Annotated in this window: 13 protein-coding genes; 9 read left to right on the top strand and 4 right to left on the bottom strand. The window is 46.0% G+C overall.

Annotation, left to right across the window (positions count from 1 at the left end; all coding sequences use genetic code 11):
• Nucleotides 1–2 precede the first annotated feature (2 nt).
• The 6 genes from OQJ86_RS08485 (at nucleotide 3) to OQJ86_RS08460 (ending at nucleotide 8,274) form a co-directional block, all read left to right on the top strand.
• Nucleotides 3–1,712: an ABC transporter permease gene (locus OQJ86_RS08485; protein ID WP_265987467.1), complete on the top strand. Its 1,710-nt coding sequence runs from the start codon at nucleotides 3–5 to the stop codon at nucleotides 1,710–1,712.
• Nucleotides 1,678–2,325 carry an ATP-binding cassette domain-containing protein gene (locus OQJ86_RS08480; protein ID WP_265987466.1) on the top strand — a complete coding sequence of 216 codons (648 nt, stop codon included), beginning with the start codon at nucleotides 1,678–1,680 and terminating at the stop codon, nucleotides 2,323–2,325. Before OQJ86_RS08485 ends, OQJ86_RS08480 begins: the two co-directional genes overlap by 35 nt.
• Nucleotides 2,318–2,926 (top strand): CDP-alcohol phosphatidyltransferase family protein, encoded by a 609-nt coding sequence (locus tag OQJ86_RS08475; protein WP_265987465.1) that lies wholly within the window; start codon nucleotides 2,318–2,320, stop codon nucleotides 2,924–2,926. Before OQJ86_RS08480 ends, OQJ86_RS08475 begins: the two co-directional genes overlap by 8 nt.
• A 493-nt stretch (nucleotides 2,927–3,419) precedes the next feature.
• A complete protein-coding gene (gene norR, locus OQJ86_RS08470) occupies nucleotides 3,420–4,949 on the top strand; it encodes a nitric oxide reductase transcriptional regulator NorR (protein ID WP_265987464.1) in 1,530 nt (509 codons plus the stop codon).
• A gap of 543 nt (nucleotides 4,950–5,492) precedes the next feature.
• Nucleotides 5,493–7,154, top strand: coding sequence for a hydroxylamine reductase (gene hcp, locus OQJ86_RS08465; protein ID WP_265987463.1), 1,662 nt, complete (start codon nucleotides 5,493–5,495; stop codon nucleotides 7,152–7,154).
• Between the two features lie 76 nt (nucleotides 7,155–7,230).
• The gene (locus OQJ86_RS08460; protein ID WP_038881401.1) at nucleotides 7,231–8,274 is read left to right on the top strand and encodes a hybrid-cluster NAD(P)-dependent oxidoreductase; all 1,044 of its coding nucleotides are present in this window, start codon (nucleotides 7,231–7,233) and stop codon (nucleotides 8,272–8,274) included.
• A gap of 92 nt (nucleotides 8,275–8,366) precedes the next feature.
• On the opposite strand, the gene OQJ86_RS08455 is transcribed toward OQJ86_RS08460, so the two are convergent.
• The 4 genes from OQJ86_RS08455 to OQJ86_RS08440 form a co-directional block, all read right to left on the bottom strand.
• Nucleotides 8,367–9,299, bottom strand: a complete 933-nt coding sequence (locus tag OQJ86_RS08455; protein ID WP_265987462.1) for a class I SAM-dependent methyltransferase — start codon at nucleotides 9,297–9,299, stop codon at nucleotides 8,367–8,369.
• Nucleotides 9,300–9,330: 31 nt separating this feature from the next.
• The gene (locus OQJ86_RS08450; RefSeq protein WP_038881403.1) at nucleotides 9,331–10,023 is read right to left on the bottom strand and encodes a TIGR01621 family pseudouridine synthase; all 693 of its coding nucleotides are present in this window, start codon (nucleotides 10,021–10,023) and stop codon (nucleotides 9,331–9,333) included.
• Between the two features lie 49 nt (nucleotides 10,024–10,072).
• Nucleotides 10,073–11,686: a methyl-accepting chemotaxis protein gene (locus OQJ86_RS08445; protein WP_265987461.1), complete on the bottom strand. Its 1,614-nt coding sequence runs from the start codon at nucleotides 11,684–11,686 to the stop codon at nucleotides 10,073–10,075.
• Between the two features lie 247 nt (nucleotides 11,687–11,933).
• Nucleotides 11,934–13,361 carry a sodium-dependent transporter gene (locus tag OQJ86_RS08440; RefSeq protein WP_038873593.1) on the bottom strand — a complete coding sequence of 476 codons (1,428 nt, stop codon included), beginning with the start codon at nucleotides 13,359–13,361 and terminating at the stop codon, nucleotides 11,934–11,936.
• A 372-nt stretch (nucleotides 13,362–13,733) separates the two neighbouring features.
• On the opposite strand from OQJ86_RS08440, the gene cls reads away from it, so the two are divergent.
• The 3 genes from cls to OQJ86_RS08425 all read left to right on the top strand — a co-directional run bounded on the left by cls (nucleotide 13,734) and on the right by OQJ86_RS08425 (nucleotide 17,777).
• Nucleotides 13,734–15,194 carry a cardiolipin synthase gene (gene cls, locus OQJ86_RS08435; RefSeq protein WP_265987459.1) on the top strand — a complete coding sequence of 487 codons (1,461 nt, stop codon included), beginning with the start codon at nucleotides 13,734–13,736 and terminating at the stop codon, nucleotides 15,192–15,194.
• 194 nt (nucleotides 15,195–15,388) lie between these two features.
• The gene (locus OQJ86_RS08430; RefSeq protein WP_061034897.1) at nucleotides 15,389–16,594 is read left to right on the top strand and encodes a cystathionine beta-lyase; all 1,206 of its coding nucleotides are present in this window, start codon (nucleotides 15,389–15,391) and stop codon (nucleotides 16,592–16,594) included.
• A 280-nt stretch (nucleotides 16,595–16,874) separates the two neighbouring features.
• A complete protein-coding gene (locus tag OQJ86_RS08425) occupies nucleotides 16,875–17,777 on the top strand; it encodes an esterase/lipase family protein (protein ID WP_042601830.1) in 903 nt (300 codons plus the stop codon).
• The last annotated feature ends 3 nt before the right edge of the window (nucleotides 17,778–17,780 follow it).

Genomic DNA, 17,780 nt, shown 5'->3' with positions numbered 1-17,780 from the left:
CCATGTTAAGAGCGCTGTATCTAGTTATTATCGCAGTTTGTATATTACCGACCATCCCGGGGCTACTCGGGGGGGTGGTGTCTGCGCTCGGCTATGTACCCCCTATCGGTTTGCACCACTTCTCACTGGATGGCTTTCATGCTGTGTTTGACTGGGAAGGTGTGTGGACGTCGATTGGATTGACTTTTTATTCCGCCATTTTCAGCAGCTATCTTGCTTGTTTGATCACTTTCGCGATTCTTCAAGCCTCATGGGGCAGCAAGTTCTGGCGTAAGATTGAAATGAGTCTTTCCCCTCTTCTTGCTATGCCGCATGTCGCGTTTGCCATTGGCTTCGCTTTTCTATTCGCACCAACAGGTATGGGCGTTCGTGTACTCAACCAAATGTTTGGTTACGATCCAAATGCACAAACGGTGAATGATCTGGCGTTGTTGATCAAAGACCCACACGCACTGGGTTTGATCGTCATGCTTGCTATCAAAGAAGTACCGTTTTTATTGTTGATGAGCATTCCTATTCTTCAGCAATTAAAAGTTAAGAAGATTGAAAAAGTCAGCCATTCGATGGGTTACAGTTCCGCGCAAGCATGGTGGAAATGCGTTTTCCCACAATGGTTAGCGAAGCTGCGTTTTCCAATGTTGGCTGTTCTGGCTTACAGCTTATCCGTTGTGGATGTGGCGCTAATTATTGGCCCAACCAACCCTCCTACGTTTGCAGTGTTGGTATGGCAATGGTTTAACGACCCTGATTTGTCACTCCTACCAAGAGCGGCGGCGGGCGCGGTTGTGCTGTTTGCTATTGCAAGCCTTTTGATTGGTTTTGCACGACTCGTCGAATGGAGCATTACCAAAGGCTTTAAACGCTGGCAATACTCTGGTCGCAGCGGTTTCCGCTTACCGGGTAAAACCTTGTTTTCTCTGATAGCCCTACTCGCACTGTTAATGGTGCCATTGATGGTGGTCTGGAGCTTTGCACAGCGTTGGCGTTTCCCTGACTTATTACCAAGCCGCTACAGCTTACGTTTTTGGGAATACGAGTGGCAAAGTATTCTTGGCACGCTAGAGCAAAGCATGTTGATTGCGGTGATCTGTGCGTCTATTGCCCTTGTACTGGCGCTGATTGCTCATGAATACCGATTACGTTACCGCTGGCAGGTGCCGGGATACATCATTGCCGTGCCAATGTTGATCCCACAGCTTTCTGTGTTGTTTGGTATGCAAGTCGTCACGCTGTATCTCGACAGCAACGCGTACTTCTTCTGGGTATGCTGGGCTCACGTGTTCTTTGCGTTCCCGTTTGTTTATCTGTCCTTGGATGGTCCTTGGCGCAGCTTCGACAACGGTTTAACTCGTGTTGCCCTAAGCCTTGGTAAATCACCGATGCAGGCTTGGTTGAAAGTGAAGTTGCCGATTCTTCTGCCTGCCATTGCCTTTGCTTGGGCAGTGGGAATTAGTGTGAGCTTGGCGCAATACCTACCAACACTCGTGCTGGGGGCCGGTCGCATCAGCACCATAACAACAGAAGCGGTAGCCCTCTCAAGTGGCTTCGACCGTCGTGTCACCGCGATTTACGCAATTTGGCAAGCGCTCTTGCCGTTAATGTTCTTCTCTTTTGCGATTCTACTTAGTCGTTTACACGTTAAGTATCGCCGGTTGTCTATTAAAGGTTTACTACCGAATGAGTCTTTGTCTCGAAAACCTCGCCATCCGTAAAAACAATGGCGACACACTTTTCTCTGCCTTCAACATGACGGTAGAGAAAGGTGAAATTGTTACACTGATGGGCCCAAGTGGCTGTGGCAAATCCACCTTGTTGGATGCCATTGCTGGTCACCTGTCTTCCGAGTTCGACTATTCAGGCTCAATCACACTCGATAATGAAAAGCTGGATGCTTTACCTGCGCACAAACGTCAGGTGGGTATCCTATTCCAAGATGACTTGCTCTTCCCGCACCTTACCGTGTGGGAAAACCTTGCGTTCGCACTACCCAATTCAATCAAAGGGGCTGAGCGTAAAGAGCGCGCGATGCAGGCTTTGAAGCACATCTCGCTAACTAAACTTGCAGAGTCTTTCCCTGACCAAATCTCAGGCGGCCAGCGCGCGCGTATCGCTCTCACTCGCATGTTGTTAGCGAAACCGAAAGTTGCATTGCTCGATGAGCCATACAGCAAGCTGGATAAAGATCTTCGCGTACAGTTTCGTAACTGGGTTGTGGAGCAGCTTCAACAAGCCAATATTCCTGCTTTAATGGTAACTCACGATGAGGATGATATTCCTGAAGGCAGTCGGTGCCTAAACTGGCCTTGGGAGACTAGCCATGCTTGATAGCCTGAGTATCAAAATCATTAAGTGGCCATTGACACAGAGTGCGAAACTGATTGATAAATGTGGCGTGACGGCTAACCAAACCACGCTGTTTGGCTTCGCCCTTGGTTGTTTTGCCTTACCTGTATTGATAGCAGAGCAATACACGCTTGCATTAGCGTTTATTCTGCTAAACCGAATTTGTGATGGATTAGATGGTGCGTTGGCAAGAATTCAAGGCATCACCGATGCCGGAGGCTTCCTTGATATTAGCTTAGACTTCTTGTTCTATTCTCTGATTCCATTTGGCTTTGTACTAGCAAACCCAGAACAGAACGCCGTTGCGGGCGCGTTCTTGATCTTCTCGTTTATTGGTACAGGAAGCAGCTTCTTAGCATTTGCGATCATGGCGGGTAAACGTGGTATCGATAACCCTGTCTACAAGCATAAATCTCTGTACTACATGAGCGGTCTGACAGAAGGCACAGAGACCATAGGTTGCTTCGTACTGTTCTGTTTGTTCCCTCAGCACTTTGCCGTGATTGCGTACATCTTTGGTGCAGCGTGTTGGTTTACTACGTTTACGCGCATTTACTCTGGGTTTCATACGTTGAAGCCGTAAACAAAACTTCAAGAGAGATTCCTGATTGCGACGAAAGACCGCAGTCGGGAATCTCTTTTCAGCCTTCTCTCAATAAAGCATCCCACTCAACACCAGCGTCAGCACAATTCCAGAGACAAAACTCGGAAAATGCCACGTCCGCTGCTTAGCGCGGTAATACTCTTTTTGTAGGTCCTCTTGGTAGCTCTTTATGGCTAATTCTTTAATGTAGTTATTATGCATAACCTGTCCTCCTGACGTGTTTTACAGATGGAGGATAAAAGCTCAAGTTAACTTAAGGTCAACGGAAAAATTCAATTTCGGATAGTATTATTTGCGGAGGCTGAATCCCTCACTCCTAGCTCTTAAGTTCAATCAGTTGCACTTGTTTGTATCACAGTTCCGTTATGTCACTTGATCGTCGTCAATGGAACATCAATCTCTCACACCTTTCGATGTTCAAATGACATCAAGTTGCTAGCATGAGCCCATTCAAGATAACTCTGGGCTTGTTATGACTCCTACTGTCGACCACGTACTTCTCAATATTGCACTCAATCTGAGCTCAAATCGCTCTCATGATCAGCAATACCAAAACCTGATTGACGGGGTAGCACAAGTCTTCCCTTGTGATGCGAGTTGCCTGTTTATCTTTGATGAAGATGGCTTCCTAACGCCAGTCGCAGTAAAAGGTTTATCGAACTCAGTTCTCGGTCGCCGTTACTTTCCTAAAGCTCACCCGCGTTTAGATGCCATCATTCATAGTCGCGAGCCTGTTCGCTTTGATGCCGACTGCGCCCTGCCCGATCCATTTGACGGAACACTGTTAACCGAAGACCAGTGTATTGACGTCCATGACTGCATGGGCTTTAGCTTGTACCTTGAGGGGCAGCTTGTCGGCGCATTAACCATGGATGCGCTAGCGGTTGGCGCGTTTGACCATATCGACCCAGTCGCAATCGAAACATTCGCAGCACTAACGGCGGCAACACTGCGTAACATTGCGCAATTAAAAGCCCTTAAAGCGCAGAACCAGAAGCAAAAGAGCGTCACGCAAACCCTGATCCAACAGGCACGCTCACAACACGGTGACATGGTTGGCTTAAGTCCACAAATCAATCAATTACGAAACAACATTGCGACCGTTGCTCAGTCAGATTATGCAGTATTGGTAACGGGAGAAACGGGAACGGGCAAAGAGCTTGTTGCTCACTCTGTCCATGCTCAATCTCATCGCAATGACAAACCGATGATCTACGTAAACTGCGCCGCCCTACCCGAAGGTCTGGCGGAGAGCGAACTGTTTGGCCACGTAAAGGGCGCTTTTACCGGAGCCAATAGTCATCGTGCAGGTAAGTTCGAGCTGGCTGATGGCGGGACAATCTTCTTAGATGAAGTCGGTGAATTGCCATTGATTTTACAAGCAAAACTGCTGCGAGTTATTCAGCAAGGTGAGTTGCAACGTGTCGGCAGCGATCAGCATTTGATGGTTAACGTGCGCATCATCGCCGCCACCAATCGACAGTTAGAAAAAGAAGTGGAAGATGGCACATTTCGTGCGGATCTGTTCCATCGTTTAAACGTGTTCCCAATCAAAGTGCCACCACTTCGCACGCGTGATGGCGATATTCCAGTTCTCGCGGGATATTTGTTGGAAAAAGTACGTCAGCAATTTAACGCACCAAATCTTCACGTTCACCCTAAGGTACTGACTCAACTAGAATCTCTGCCTTGGTATGGTAACGTTCGAGAGCTTGAACACACCTTAACGCGAGCTGCGTTACATGCGATTCAACAAGGCGCGAGCACCATCATGCTCAATCACTTTGATACTTCACTGGCATTGGATGATGTAAAAAACACATCACATTACTTGCCAAAAGAGAGCCAACCAATGCGCGAGTTAGTAGAGAGTTATCAACGTGACTTGATTGAACACGCTTTGAGCCAAACCGGCGGTGTTTGGGCACAAGCAGCGGAGTTTTTACAAATGGATCGAGGCAACTTGTATCGCATGGGTAAAAAGCTCGGTATTAGCAAATAGAAGCCCCTACTTCGCTCTTTTCTCTCGAAGGAAAAAGTTATCTCTTGAACAGAGGGATTCCGGATGGCTCGCTTAGACTCGTCCGGAATAACGCTTAACACCAATGCGCATGGCTAACTGTCCCATTTGGTTTCTCGCTTTTCATTCCCTGTTCCTCATTCGTGACAATTAAACCGCTCTAGTCTCTGCTTTCTTCTAACTCTTTAAACTCACCAAGTTCTCAGCAACCCTATTGCGTCACTCCCGAAATCTACAGAGGCACACAATCGCGAATCTCTTACCTCCACAAAGCCGCCTTAACTTTTCTCCTGTTTAACAAGTACTTCCACTTTCGATTGTTAAAGCGTTTCCAGCGCGTTGCTTTTCTCATCACATCTGTATTTTCGTTGTCATTTGCACATCATTCGTGTTGTCACAATCACATCAACCACGCACTTAAAAAACAACAAAACCTTTATACATCAATAAGATAACAATTGGCACGTATTCTGCTCTAAAAGGAAAAACAAAACGACTATTACTACAATCACTGGAGAACCCAATATGTTCTGTATTCAATGTGAACAGACAATCCAAACCCCGGCTGTAAAAGGCTGTTCTTTCGCACAAGGTATGTGTGGCAAAACTTCAGAGGTATCCGATCTACAAGACGTGTTGGTTTACACTTTGCAAGGGGTTTCTTTTTGGGCAGCACGCGCGCTTGAATTCAACATCATCAATGATGAAATCAACCAGTGGGCTCCAAGAGCATTCTTCTCTACGTTGACTAACGTAAACTTCGATCCTGAGCGTATCCTTGAACTGACTTCTCAAGCAGCAACATATAAAGCACTGCTAAAAGACCAAGTTATGTCTGCCGCAACACTTGCTGAGGAAGTCGTATTGAACGTACCTAACGTTGCGAACTTCGAGCTACCAAACAGCGCAGAGGAAATCTTGGCGTTTGCTCCTCAAGTTGCGGTAAACCGCGGTAAAGACCAAGTACACGAAGACGTTATCGGTCTACGTCTGCTTTGCTTATACGGCCTAAAAGGTGCAGCTGCGTACATGGAACACGCACGCGTACTTGAGCAAACCAACAATGATATCTTCGCGGAATACCACGAAATCATGGCTTGGTTAGGTACTGACCCTGAAGATCTAGGCAAACTGCTAGACTGCTCAATGCGCATCGGTCTTATGAACTACAAAGTGATGGAAATGCTGGATCACGGTGAAACAGCTACATTCGGTCACCCTGAGCCAACAACCGTTAACGTTAAGCCAGTCAAAGGCAAATGTATTCTTGTTTCTGGTCATGACCTTCATGACCTAGAAAAAATCTTGCAACAGACCGAAGGCAAAGGCATTAACGTATACACCAACGGTGAGATGCTGCCTGCACACGGCTACCCAGAGCTGAAAAAATACCCTCACCTAGTGGGTAACTACGGTAGCGCTTGGCAGAACCAACAAAAAGAGTTCGCTAACTTCCCTGGCGCGATTGTGATGACATCAAATTGCCTATTGAACCCGAACGTTGGCCAATACGCAGACCGCTTATTCACTCGTAGCATTGTTGGTTGGCCGGGTGTCGCTCACCTAGAAGGTGATGATTTTAGCCAAGTAGTCGAGTGTGCATTGGCACAAGAAGGCTTCCAACACAATGAAATCGAGCACAACATCACGGTTGGCTTTGGACGTAACGCACTGATGAACGCGGCTCCTGCAGTTATCGACCAAGTGAAGCAAGGCAACATCAAGCACTTCTTCCTAGTAGGTGGTTGTGATGGCGACAAAGCAGAACGTAGCTACTACACCGACTTCACTGCAGAAGCACCAGAAGATACGCTAATCCTAACGCTGGCTTGTGGTAAATACCGCTTCAACAAGAACACATTTGGCGACATCAATGGCATCCCTCGCCTATTGGATGTAGGCCAATGTAACGATGCGTACTCAGCAATCCAGCTTGCACTGGCACTTGCGAAAGAGTTCGATTGCGACATCAACGAGCTTCCTCTAACGCTTGTTCTGTCTTGGTTCGAGCAAAAAGCGATTGTGATCCTGCTTACCCTATTCGCTCTTGGTGTGAAAGGCATCTACACGGGTCCAACAGCGCCTGCATTCCTAACGCCAAACTTGATTGCGATTATCCAAGAGAAGTTCGATATGCGTAGCATTGGCAATGTTCAAGATGATCTTAAAACTATCCTAGCAGCGTAATCGCCTCGCTTATCATGCGCCTCCTTAATTGGGGGCGCTTTTATCTATTGAGTACTCGACAACCAAAGAGATTGTTATGTTTTTTGAATGGCAAGGCAGTCAACCTGTCACGTTACGCTGTGTAGACAAATACCATGAAACTGCTGATGCAGTGAGCCTCAAGTTGGCAGACCTGTCAGAATCGCTCTTGTTTGAATTTAAAGCGGGTCAGTTCATCAACCTTGGCGTTGAAATCGATGGCAAGATGGAGTTTCGTGCCTACTCTCTCAGCTCTCTTTCCGGTGACGACTGCCTGCAACTGACGATCAAGCGTGTCGACGGCGGTAAGGTATCCAACTACATCATCGATAAGCTCCTCATTGGCGATACGGTTCAAGCGCTTCCTCCTACGGGTGATTTCAACTGCATTGATCACCCACCAATCGCGATCAATGGCAGAAAGAAAGCACTGCTCATCAGTGCGGGCTGTGGCATTACGCCTGTATTCGCGATGGCAAAAGAATGGCTAGGCAAAGACGCTGGGGTTGATATTGAGTTCCTGCACATTGCTCGTTCTCAACCAGAAACCATCTACTTTGATTTACTAGAGACCTACCATTCGGTTTATCCAGATTTCAATCTGAAATTGCTACTGAAAAATCGTGGTGAAACACTATACCCAGAAGGTCGTTTGAATACCGAGTGGTTAAAAGAACTGGTGCCCGACTTTAAACAGCGCACGGTTTATCTATGCGGTCCAAATCAGTTTATGCTTGATGTTCAAAGCTACTTGAGTGAGCTTGGCTTTGATATGGCGAACTTCTTCCAAGAAAGCTTTACACCAGCAGCAAGCGAAGAAACCGAAGTATCAAATGAATCAGCGAGTGTGTCAGTGCCTGATTTCGCCCAAACGATTGATGCTCAAAAAGGCCAAGTCCTTGCTGATGTGTTGGAAGGCGCAGGATTACCACTGATCATAGCTTGCCGAAGCGGTATTTGTGGCTCTTGTAAGTGTAAAGTTCGCAAGGGTAGCGTGTCTTCAACAAGCCAAGAGACATTGACCCCTGAAGAAATTGAGCAAGGCTATGTACTCGCCTGCTCTTCGACGATTGAATCCGATCTTGAAGTTCAGATTGGTTAAAGCCGTTAATACGAACATTAAAAAAGCGCCGTACTAGGCGCTTTTTGCTTATGGAAAAGTGTTATTAAACTCGGAAGTTTCTTTATCTAAACTCAGCTAAACAGTAAAACCTTCAGTGCAGCTTCGCTATCTACATCCATAAACTCTGGCGGGTTATCCAAACGCTCGCGGAATGTTAGCTCTGGCGCTTCTTCCTTCATGCTTTCAATCAAGAAATCGCTGGTCACCGATGGCGAGTTTACACACGCTAACACCTGACCACCTTCTGCCAATAAATCAGGCAAACGGCGTAGAATCTTTTTGTAGTCTTTGGTTAGTGCAAAGCTGCCTTTCTGGAATGATGGTGGATCAATGATGATCACATCGTATTGGCCCGCTTTCTTAATCTTGCCCCACGACTTAAAGATGTCGTGCCCCATAAAGCTCACTTGGTTGATGTTATGACCATTCAGCTTATGGTTCTCACGACCTTTAGACAGCGATGCTCTCGCCATATCCACGTTAACCACTTTATCTGCGCCACCAGCAATTGCAGCAACAGAAAAGCCACAAGTGTAAGCAAACAGATTAAGTACGTTTTTGTGCTTCGCATTTTCACATACCCAGTCACGGCCGTAACGCATATCAAGGAACAGACCGAAGTTCTGGTTACGTCCGATGTCTAGCTGGTACTTCAAGCCACTTTCTTCAACCACAGGTCGAGCATCTAGCTCACCCAACAGAGTTTCAGAAGGTGCGCCGTCAGCGTAGCGATGTTGAATTACGATCGTACGCCCTTGTTTCTCTGCCCACAGAGCAGATTCTGAAAGCGTGTTCAACCCTGCTTTCAATTCAGTAAGAAACGTCTCATCCACTTCTTTAAATAGGTTGATGATCAACTGACCTTGTAACCAATCACACGTGATTTGCTCTAAACCTTCAAAACGGCGACCACGACCGTGAAACAGTCGGCGAATTTCATTGGGAGCTTGTGTTAGCTCCGCTTCTAGATGCTGGAAAAACAGCGGAAGTTGTGATGCTTGCATCGAATTCTCTTATTCGTTTTCTTTGTGATGGTTATTTAATCGTAGGCCAGTTCAGCTCCCACGGAGAAAGCCAAGAGTCTACACCTTGAGAGACGACTTCATTATGCCATTTACTGCCAAGTGCTTTATGCTCGCGCGGGTCGCAAACAAAGCGATGAGTTTCATCTTGATACGGAAAGCACAACGAAAATGCATGCAAGTAACCACGGTCTGCTTCATTGCCTGCATTATAAATAGGATCGCCAACAATTCCTGAGCCAACTGATTTCAATGCCACGCGAATTTGGTGTGTTTTGCCAGTGTGCGGCTTACATAAAAACAGGCGCTCTCCCGGCTCTGCAGCGAGGGAAAAGAATTGGGTAATCGCGGGATTCGTTTTGCTGTTCACCAGTTTCCATGAGGAACGACGAGAGCGTTCCATATCACCCACTACTAGCCCTTGTTTCTTCTTAGGCTTTTTCGAGCCAATCGCAAGGTAGAACTTTTCGACTTCGCGATTGGCAAATGCTTGAGATAAGGCGCTTGCTGCTTTCGCATTGCGGCCGAGAAGTAGAATACCAGAAGTCATTTTATCGAGACGGTGGATAAGATACAGCTGCTCATCACCACTCTGCTTTGCTACTTCTTGAAGCAACATAGTGTCACCATCGTCTTTATGAACAGAGACGTTGGGATGTTTATTGATGATCAGAAAATCTGGATGGGTATGTAGAATGTCGAACATAAAAAACTGGCTCCACGTTTGGAGCCAGAAGTATACCGATTCTAAGCAATTAGGCGAGCTTAAACTTACCCACTAGAGCTTCCAACTCTTGAACTTTACAATTCAGGCCCTCAACACTTTGAGAGCTGTCATTCGCTAGTTGTAATGAACGAGCTGAAATATCACTGATCGACGTAATATCCGCGGCAATTTCTTTCGTTACAGCGGTTTGCTCTTCTGCAGCAGTCGCAATTGAGTTCACCATACTTTGAACATGCGCCGCACCAGAAACGATTTCCTCCAGTGAGTTCACTGCACCTGAGCTTTGACTCACGCCAATTTCAACCAAACGACAGCCATCCTCAGTGTAAGTCACCGCCTCTTGAGTACCGACTTGAATTGCTTGGATGATCTCACCAACCTCTTGTGTTGCCTTTGTTGTTCGTTCAGCAAGAGCACGAACTTCATCTGCAACCACAGCAAAGCCACGACCAAACTCACCTGCACGTGCCGCTTCAATCGCCGCGTTCAATGCCAGAAGGTTCGTCTGCTCTGCGATATCTTCAATGACTTTGATAACCGCACCGATTTTCTCGCCATGAGAACCTAGGCTGTTCATTTGCACCGACATATCCGACATTTGCTGTGATACTTGCTGAATGCTTTCAACCATATCAACAATAACAGTACGCCCTTGCTCTGCGGTTGATTCCGACTTGCGTGCCTCTTCAAAGGTTGCTGCGCCCTGCTCTGCTACTTGAGAAATGGTCAGACTTAGCTCTTCTGACGCCGTCGCGATCAAGTGCGCTTTGTCCGCTTGGCTGCTTGCACCGGAGACAATATCTTGACTGACGGTAGCCAATTCTCCAGTCACGGACTTCACTTCTTCGGATACTAACGATATAGAACCAATAAGACTGGTCAAAGACGCTTGCATCTTATTCAAAGACGTCGCGAGGTTTGCTAGCTCGTCACCTGATTTATCGTCGATAGGCGCTACCGTTAGGTCACCCTCTGCAACGCGCTGCGCCAGTTCATCCAATTTACTCAAGCGACTGGTAATCGAATTAGACAACAAGTATGCGATAACAGCAGTGGCAACAAGTGCTATCGAACCAAGCACATAAATCGTCAATTCGATACTGTTAAATGAATCCGAAAGATCAAGCAAAGCTTCACTAGTACTTTGACGACCGTCGATTGATGCAGCATCTAGGATAGACTCAAGCGGTGCTAGATTCGTTTCATAAAGTGAGCGAAGACGCGCGACATTCTCTTCAACATTTTCTAAGCCGAGATTGGACAGAACTTGGGATTCAAAGTCTCGTGTAAAATCGCTCATGTAACGCTCAGCTTTCTCAACGTTACGGTAATCTTCACCACCTACCGTCTCCAAACGTTTAACTTCAGCAATCGCTGCTGCAAACTCCTTTTTATTAACTTGATATTCAGCCTGAGCGCCAGAGACACCAACAATGCTTCCTAATGCATCGCGATAAACATCACCGGCCTCATCGATCAGAATTAGATACTGAACTGTTTCAGGAACATCGTCCGTTCTCACCTCGTCAGCCACTTTGTGCGAGTTCAATACTTCTAATGTAATAATCCCTATCATCACTAGCATGATCGCCAAAATGGCACCAAAACTCGCGTACAGTTTTTTACGAACAGACATTGTCACTAATAACCTTCCTTACCGTTGTCATGGATTTTCTTACTGGTTAATCCACATATTTACACATGCTTTGTAAGGGTTATCGGAACGTACCTCTGCAACTTGAGTACATTTTTTTGTGATCTACATCTCTATGCGAGCGATCTCACAATTACTACCCGTTATTAATATGAGTTTTCTCAATCCTATAAATTATGAATATAAAAAAACGGGAACCGATTAAGGTTCCCGTTTTCAATCAAAGTCTATTTGGTTATAACTTCTTAGAGAAGATACCCGCCAGTGCGATGATGCCGATACCCACCAGCATGATTTCGCCCTTACCGCTGTCGAAACCAGACTTGATACCCATGAAGGCTACGATTGCGATTGCCACTGGGATTACGTACTTAACTAGGTTGTACCATAGACCAAATAGTGGGAAAGAAACTTTGCCGTCGTTAGTGATCTCTTTCTCTAGTTCAGCGCGGTTTAGACGCCAGCCAGCAAAGATACATACCAACATACCGCCAACCGCTAGGAAGATCTTATCCGTTAGTAGGTCAAAGATATCAAATGCGCCCGTACCGAATAGTGTCGGACCAACACCACCAAGTGATAGCGATGCGAACACACACAGTGTTGCCATTACGACACTCGCAGACAGTACTGCTGTAGAACGCTTCAGGCCTTTCTCATCGATTAGGTAAGAAACCACTACTTCTAGCAGAGATACTGAAGACGTCAGCGCTGCTACTGTTAGACCAATGAAGAACATCAGAGCAAATAGAAGGCCAATTACGCCGCCCATTTCAGCAAACAGTTGAGGAACAACGACGAATACTAGACCTGGGCCTGCTGCTGGCTCCATACCGAATGCGAACATTGCTGGGAACATTGCTACACCCGCTAGGATTGCAACACCTGTGTCCATTGCCGTAACCATGCCGGTAGTTTGAACTAAGTTTTCCTTCTTCTTCAGGTAAGAGCCGTACGTCATCATACAACCCATACCTAGACTTAGAGAGAAGAATGCTTGGCCTAGCGCCGCCAGAACGACATTGCTGTCTACTTTCGAGAAGTCTGGCATGAATAGGAACTCAAGACCCGCCATTGCACCAGGAAGCATCAGACCTTTCACTGATACAACGATCAGGATAAGGAATAAAAGAGGCATGAGGATTTTACCAGCCTTTTCGATACCGCCAGAAATACCTTTCATAACGATAACGATGTTAAGGAACAGGTAAACACCCATCCACATTAACGGTTGGACTGGATCAGAAATGAAGCCGCCAAAACTGTCACCAATTGCTTCAGGAGCACTTAGTAGACCACCTCCTACTTTAAAGATGTAAGCAAGCGCCCAGCCACCTACTACAGGGTAGAAACCCATGATTAGTAGACCACTTAGCACGCCGATAACACCGGTAAACGTCCAACGGCGGTCAGTAGATTTGAACGCACCTACTGCTGAAAGACCTGTCTTACGACCAATAGCGAATTCTGTCAGCATGACGCTAAAGCCGATAAAAATAACGAATAAAAGGTAAATTGCTACGAACGCGCCGCCGCCGCTCTCACCTGCTGTGTAAGGGAACTTCCATATATTGCCTAAACCGACAGCGGAACCCGCTGCTGCCATGACGAAGCCTAGTTTAGACCCCCACGTATCACGTGGTGCTGCTGTATTTGTAGCCACGCTTTTTCTCCAAAATGTTTTGTTGTGTTTGCATAGAGATAGGCGTCTAGAATATGTTCGTGTAAAAAATAATGTACACTTTATAAGATGTTTGTATGACGCTCTATGTATGGCAAGTAAAGCAGTTTCAATTTAAAATTGGAACCCCGATCAGCACATTTATCGTACAAATGTATCATTGTTCACGCTAAATGCTGCTTTTTTACGCAAAAGTTAAGATTTCCTCCAACTTTTCACACCTTAGTAACAGAACGTCTCGTTATAAAATTCATTTCACGATACAAAATCATCCTCCTCTAGTGGTATGAAAATAGTTTCCCGTTCCGCCATTTACGCTTAATATCCATATTGGGTTTATTACTTTTGGCGACTATGGACAAGTTCTATCATTTTCTCACTCTAACTGGCATCGGCCTTTACTGGTTTTTGGTTGCTGGTGTTACGATCCGTGTCGTATTAAAACGTCGCGCTGTTAGTGTTTCTCTTGCATGGCTGATGATCATTTATATTCTGCCAGTGCTTGGCGTCGCTTGTTATTTTCTATTCGGTGAGCTCAACCTCGGCCGCAAACGTGCAGAACGCGCAAAAGAGATGTTTTCACCATTCCAGCGATGGTTCACTCAGTTAAATGACTGCAACGCGCATGTCCCTGAAGCAATGGGACGCCATATCTATCGTATTGATGAGCTGTGCAACAATCGTCTTGGTTTACCTGCATTAAGTGGGAACACGCTTTCTCTACAACAATCGCCTAACGAAATTCTCCACTCGATTATCGAAGACATCGAGAATGCTGAACACAGTATTCGCATGGTTTTCTATATTTGGCATCCCGGTGGTTTAGCTGACGCTGTTGCTTCGGCTTTGATTCGCGCTTCTAAACGTGGCGTAGACGTAAAACTGCTACTCGATTCAGCGGGCAGTCCACGCTTCTTTCGCAGTCATTGGTATAAAATGATGGAAGACGCAGGCATCGATGTTGTGCAAGCGTTAGAAGTAAAAATGTGGCGTATCTTCCTTCGTCGTTTGGATTTGCGCCAACACCGTAAGATCATTGTGATTGATGATGAGATCGCTTACACCGGTTCGATGAACCTGGTTGACCCAGCCTTTTTCAAGCAGAACAGTGGGGTTGGGCAGTGGATCGATATTATGGTGCGAGTCACTGGACCGACGGTAAATGTTTTAAGTGCTATTCATTGTTGGGATTGGGAAGTAGAAACTGGTGAGCGTTATTTTCCTAAGCATCCAGAATGTAGAATCGACAATAAAGAAGACGAGTTTCAGCATCCAATCCAAGTGGTGCCGTCTGGCCCTGGTATGCCAGAATATTTGATCTACCAAGTACTCACATTAGCCATCAACCAAGCGAATCGTTCCGTCAGAATCACCACGCCTTACTTCGTGCCAAGTGCCGATCTATTAGAGACTCTGAAAATGACCGCGCAGCGCGGCATCGAAGTAGAACTTATCATCCCACACAAGAATGACTCTATGATGGTTCAATGGGCTTCGCGGGCATTCTATGACGAGTTGCTCGTCGCTGGGGTGAAGATTTACGAATTCTATGGCGGGTTACTGCATACAAAATCAGTCGTGATTGACGAGCAATTCTGTTTGGTGGGTACCGTAAACATGGACATGCGCAGTTTGTGGCTTAACTTCGAAGTAACACTGGCTGTCGATGATGAAGAGTTCACAAAACAGATGTCGTGGCTGCAAGACAGCTATATAAAACAGTCCCATACCGTTGATCGAGATAAGTGGGAAAAACGCAGTATTTTCTCTCGCTTCTTAGAGCGTGTTTTCTATCTGTTTAATCCATTGCTGTAGCAAATACCCAAAATAACAAAACTTCCTCGAAAACCGACAGCCATAAACTGTCGGTTTTCTTTTTCTTATTCAATCAATGCTTCTGTTTTTCGACCTATCCTCGGAGGAGTCGTTTGAAGTTAAGTTTTCCCTTGCAAACCACCCATCGTCCATGTTTTAAATATTGAAAATCGTAAATTAGACAGGGAAATTTTATGTCAGAGGGCAAAAAGACCAAATTCGTTACTGCAGGCCGTGATAAGAAGTGGACGAATGGCGTGGTCAACCCACCAGTACAACGAGCTTCAACTATCGTGTTTGATACAGTTGCTGAAAAGAACCAAGCAATGATTAACCGAACCAACAAAACACTATTTTACGGACGTCGTGGTACGAATACTCACTTTGCTTTCCAAGACGCGATGGTGGAAATCGAAGGTGGTGCTGGCTGTGCACTTTACCCTTGTGGCACGGCCGCAATCTCGAATGCGATTCTGTCTTTTATCGAAACCGGCGACCACATTTTGATGGTGGATACTTGTTACGAACCAACCCGCGATTTCTGCGATACCATTATGAAAAAAATGGGTGTCGAAACGACTTATTTTGATCCTATGATAGGCGAAGGTATCCGCGACCTAATTCAGCCAAACACCAAGGTACTTTTCCTTGAGTCTCCGGGTTCTATCACTATGGAAGTCATGGACGTTCCGACTTTAGCAAGCATTGCACACGAAAAAAACATCATCGTAATGCTTGATAACACTTGGGGTGCCGGTGTGAATTTCTCACCATTCGAGCACGGTGTTGATATCTCTATCCAAGCAGCAACCAAGTACATTGTTGGTCACTCAGATGTAATGCTGGGTACGGCGGTTGCGTCTGAGAAATACTGGGACCAGCTGCGCGAACAAAGCTACCTTATGGGACAATGCGTTTCTCCTGATGACGCATATCTTGGTCTGCGCGGTATTCGTACTTTGGATGTTCGCTTACGCCAGCATGCCGAGAATAGCCTGAAAGTCGCACAGTGGTTGGCAAGCCGCCCTGAAGTTGATCACGTTCGTCACCCTGCCCTAGAAACCTGCCCAGGTCATGAGTTCTTTAAACGCGACTTTACTGGTGGGAATGGCTTGTTCTCATTCGTATTAAAAAGCTCGTACCCGAAAGCAACCACAGCATTGTTGGATGGCATGAAACACTTCAGCATGGGTTACTCATGGGGTGGCTTTGAGAGTTTGATTTTAGCTAACGAACCAAAGAGCTTTAACAGTTTGCGCACAGTGGCGAATCCAAACTTCGAAGGCACACTTGTCCGCCTGCACATCGGTCTTGAAGATGTTGAAGATCTCATTGCCGATCTTGAAGCAGGCTTCGAGCGATACAACGCACTCGTACTAGAAAAAGAAGCCTCTTTATAAGCATTCAGAACAATTATTAAATAGCCTCGTACTGCGAGGCTATTTTTTTGCCGCTCATTACAGAGTTACTAACCCATTGTCTTAATTAGAATTAACTAACATTCTAATATTCATAAATTCAATGTTAATCATATCTGTTGATTTTCTTTTGAGTAATCACAGATTAAAACAATGTGCCACAAACGAACTTCTCAACCGCAAAACTTATCTCCTATTTTATAAAACTCACAAGAGGTCATACCACAAGGAGATCGTTTTGAAACTCAGATTCATAACAACAATGCTTTTCGTTTTAAGCACCCTACCCTTTGCATCCGCCAACGCCAGTGGGTACACGGAGACTAAATATCCCATTGTTCTTGTTCATGGGTTGTTTGGCTTTGATACCTTAGCCGGTGTCGATTACTTCTATGGCATACCACACTCTCTGACCAAAGATGGCGCAACGGTTTATGTTGCCCAAGTGTCTGCGACCAACAGCAGTGAAGCTCGCGGCGAGCAGCTATTAGCACAGGTTGAAACGCTGCTTGCTGCAACAGGTGCACAGAAGGTCAACTTGATTGGACACAGTCACGGTGGCCCAACAACACGTTATGTCGCCTCCATACGCCCAGACTTAGTAGCATCCGTTACCAGTATCGGAGGAGTAAATAAGGGCTCTAAAGTTGCAGATATTGTGCGCGGTACGGTGCCTGAAGGCTCTATCAGTGAAGGCGTGGCTGTGAAGTTGGCAGAAGGGCTCGTGACATTGATTAACCTACTTTCTGGTGGCACAGACCTAGACCAAGATCCATTGGCCTCTTTAGAAGCTCTAACCACCGAAGGTTCTTTGGCTTTCAACCAGTATTACCCAGAAGGTATCCCTACCAGTGAATGCGGAGATGGTGATTTGTTGGCATCGAATGGCGTGTATTACTACTCATGGACGGGCTCTTCGAACTTTACCAATCTATTTGACCCTACTGACGGCGCAATGGTCGTCTTAGGCTTGGCATTTGATGGTCCGAACGATGGCCTTGTCGGGACATGCAGTACTCACCTAGGTAAGGTGATTCGAGACAACTACAAGATGAATCATCTAGATGAAATCAACGGATTGCTTGGTATTCATCACTTGTTCGAAACTGACCCAGTCACACTGTATCGTCAGCATGCAAATCGCTTGAAACTGCAAGGTCTATAAAAA

It is taken from the genome of Vibrio sp. Sgm 5, assembly GCF_026241575.1.
GTDB lineage: Bacteria > Pseudomonadota > Gammaproteobacteria > Enterobacterales > Vibrionaceae > Vibrio > Vibrio jasicida.
This window is presented reverse-complemented; position numbering and strand designations above follow the sequence as displayed.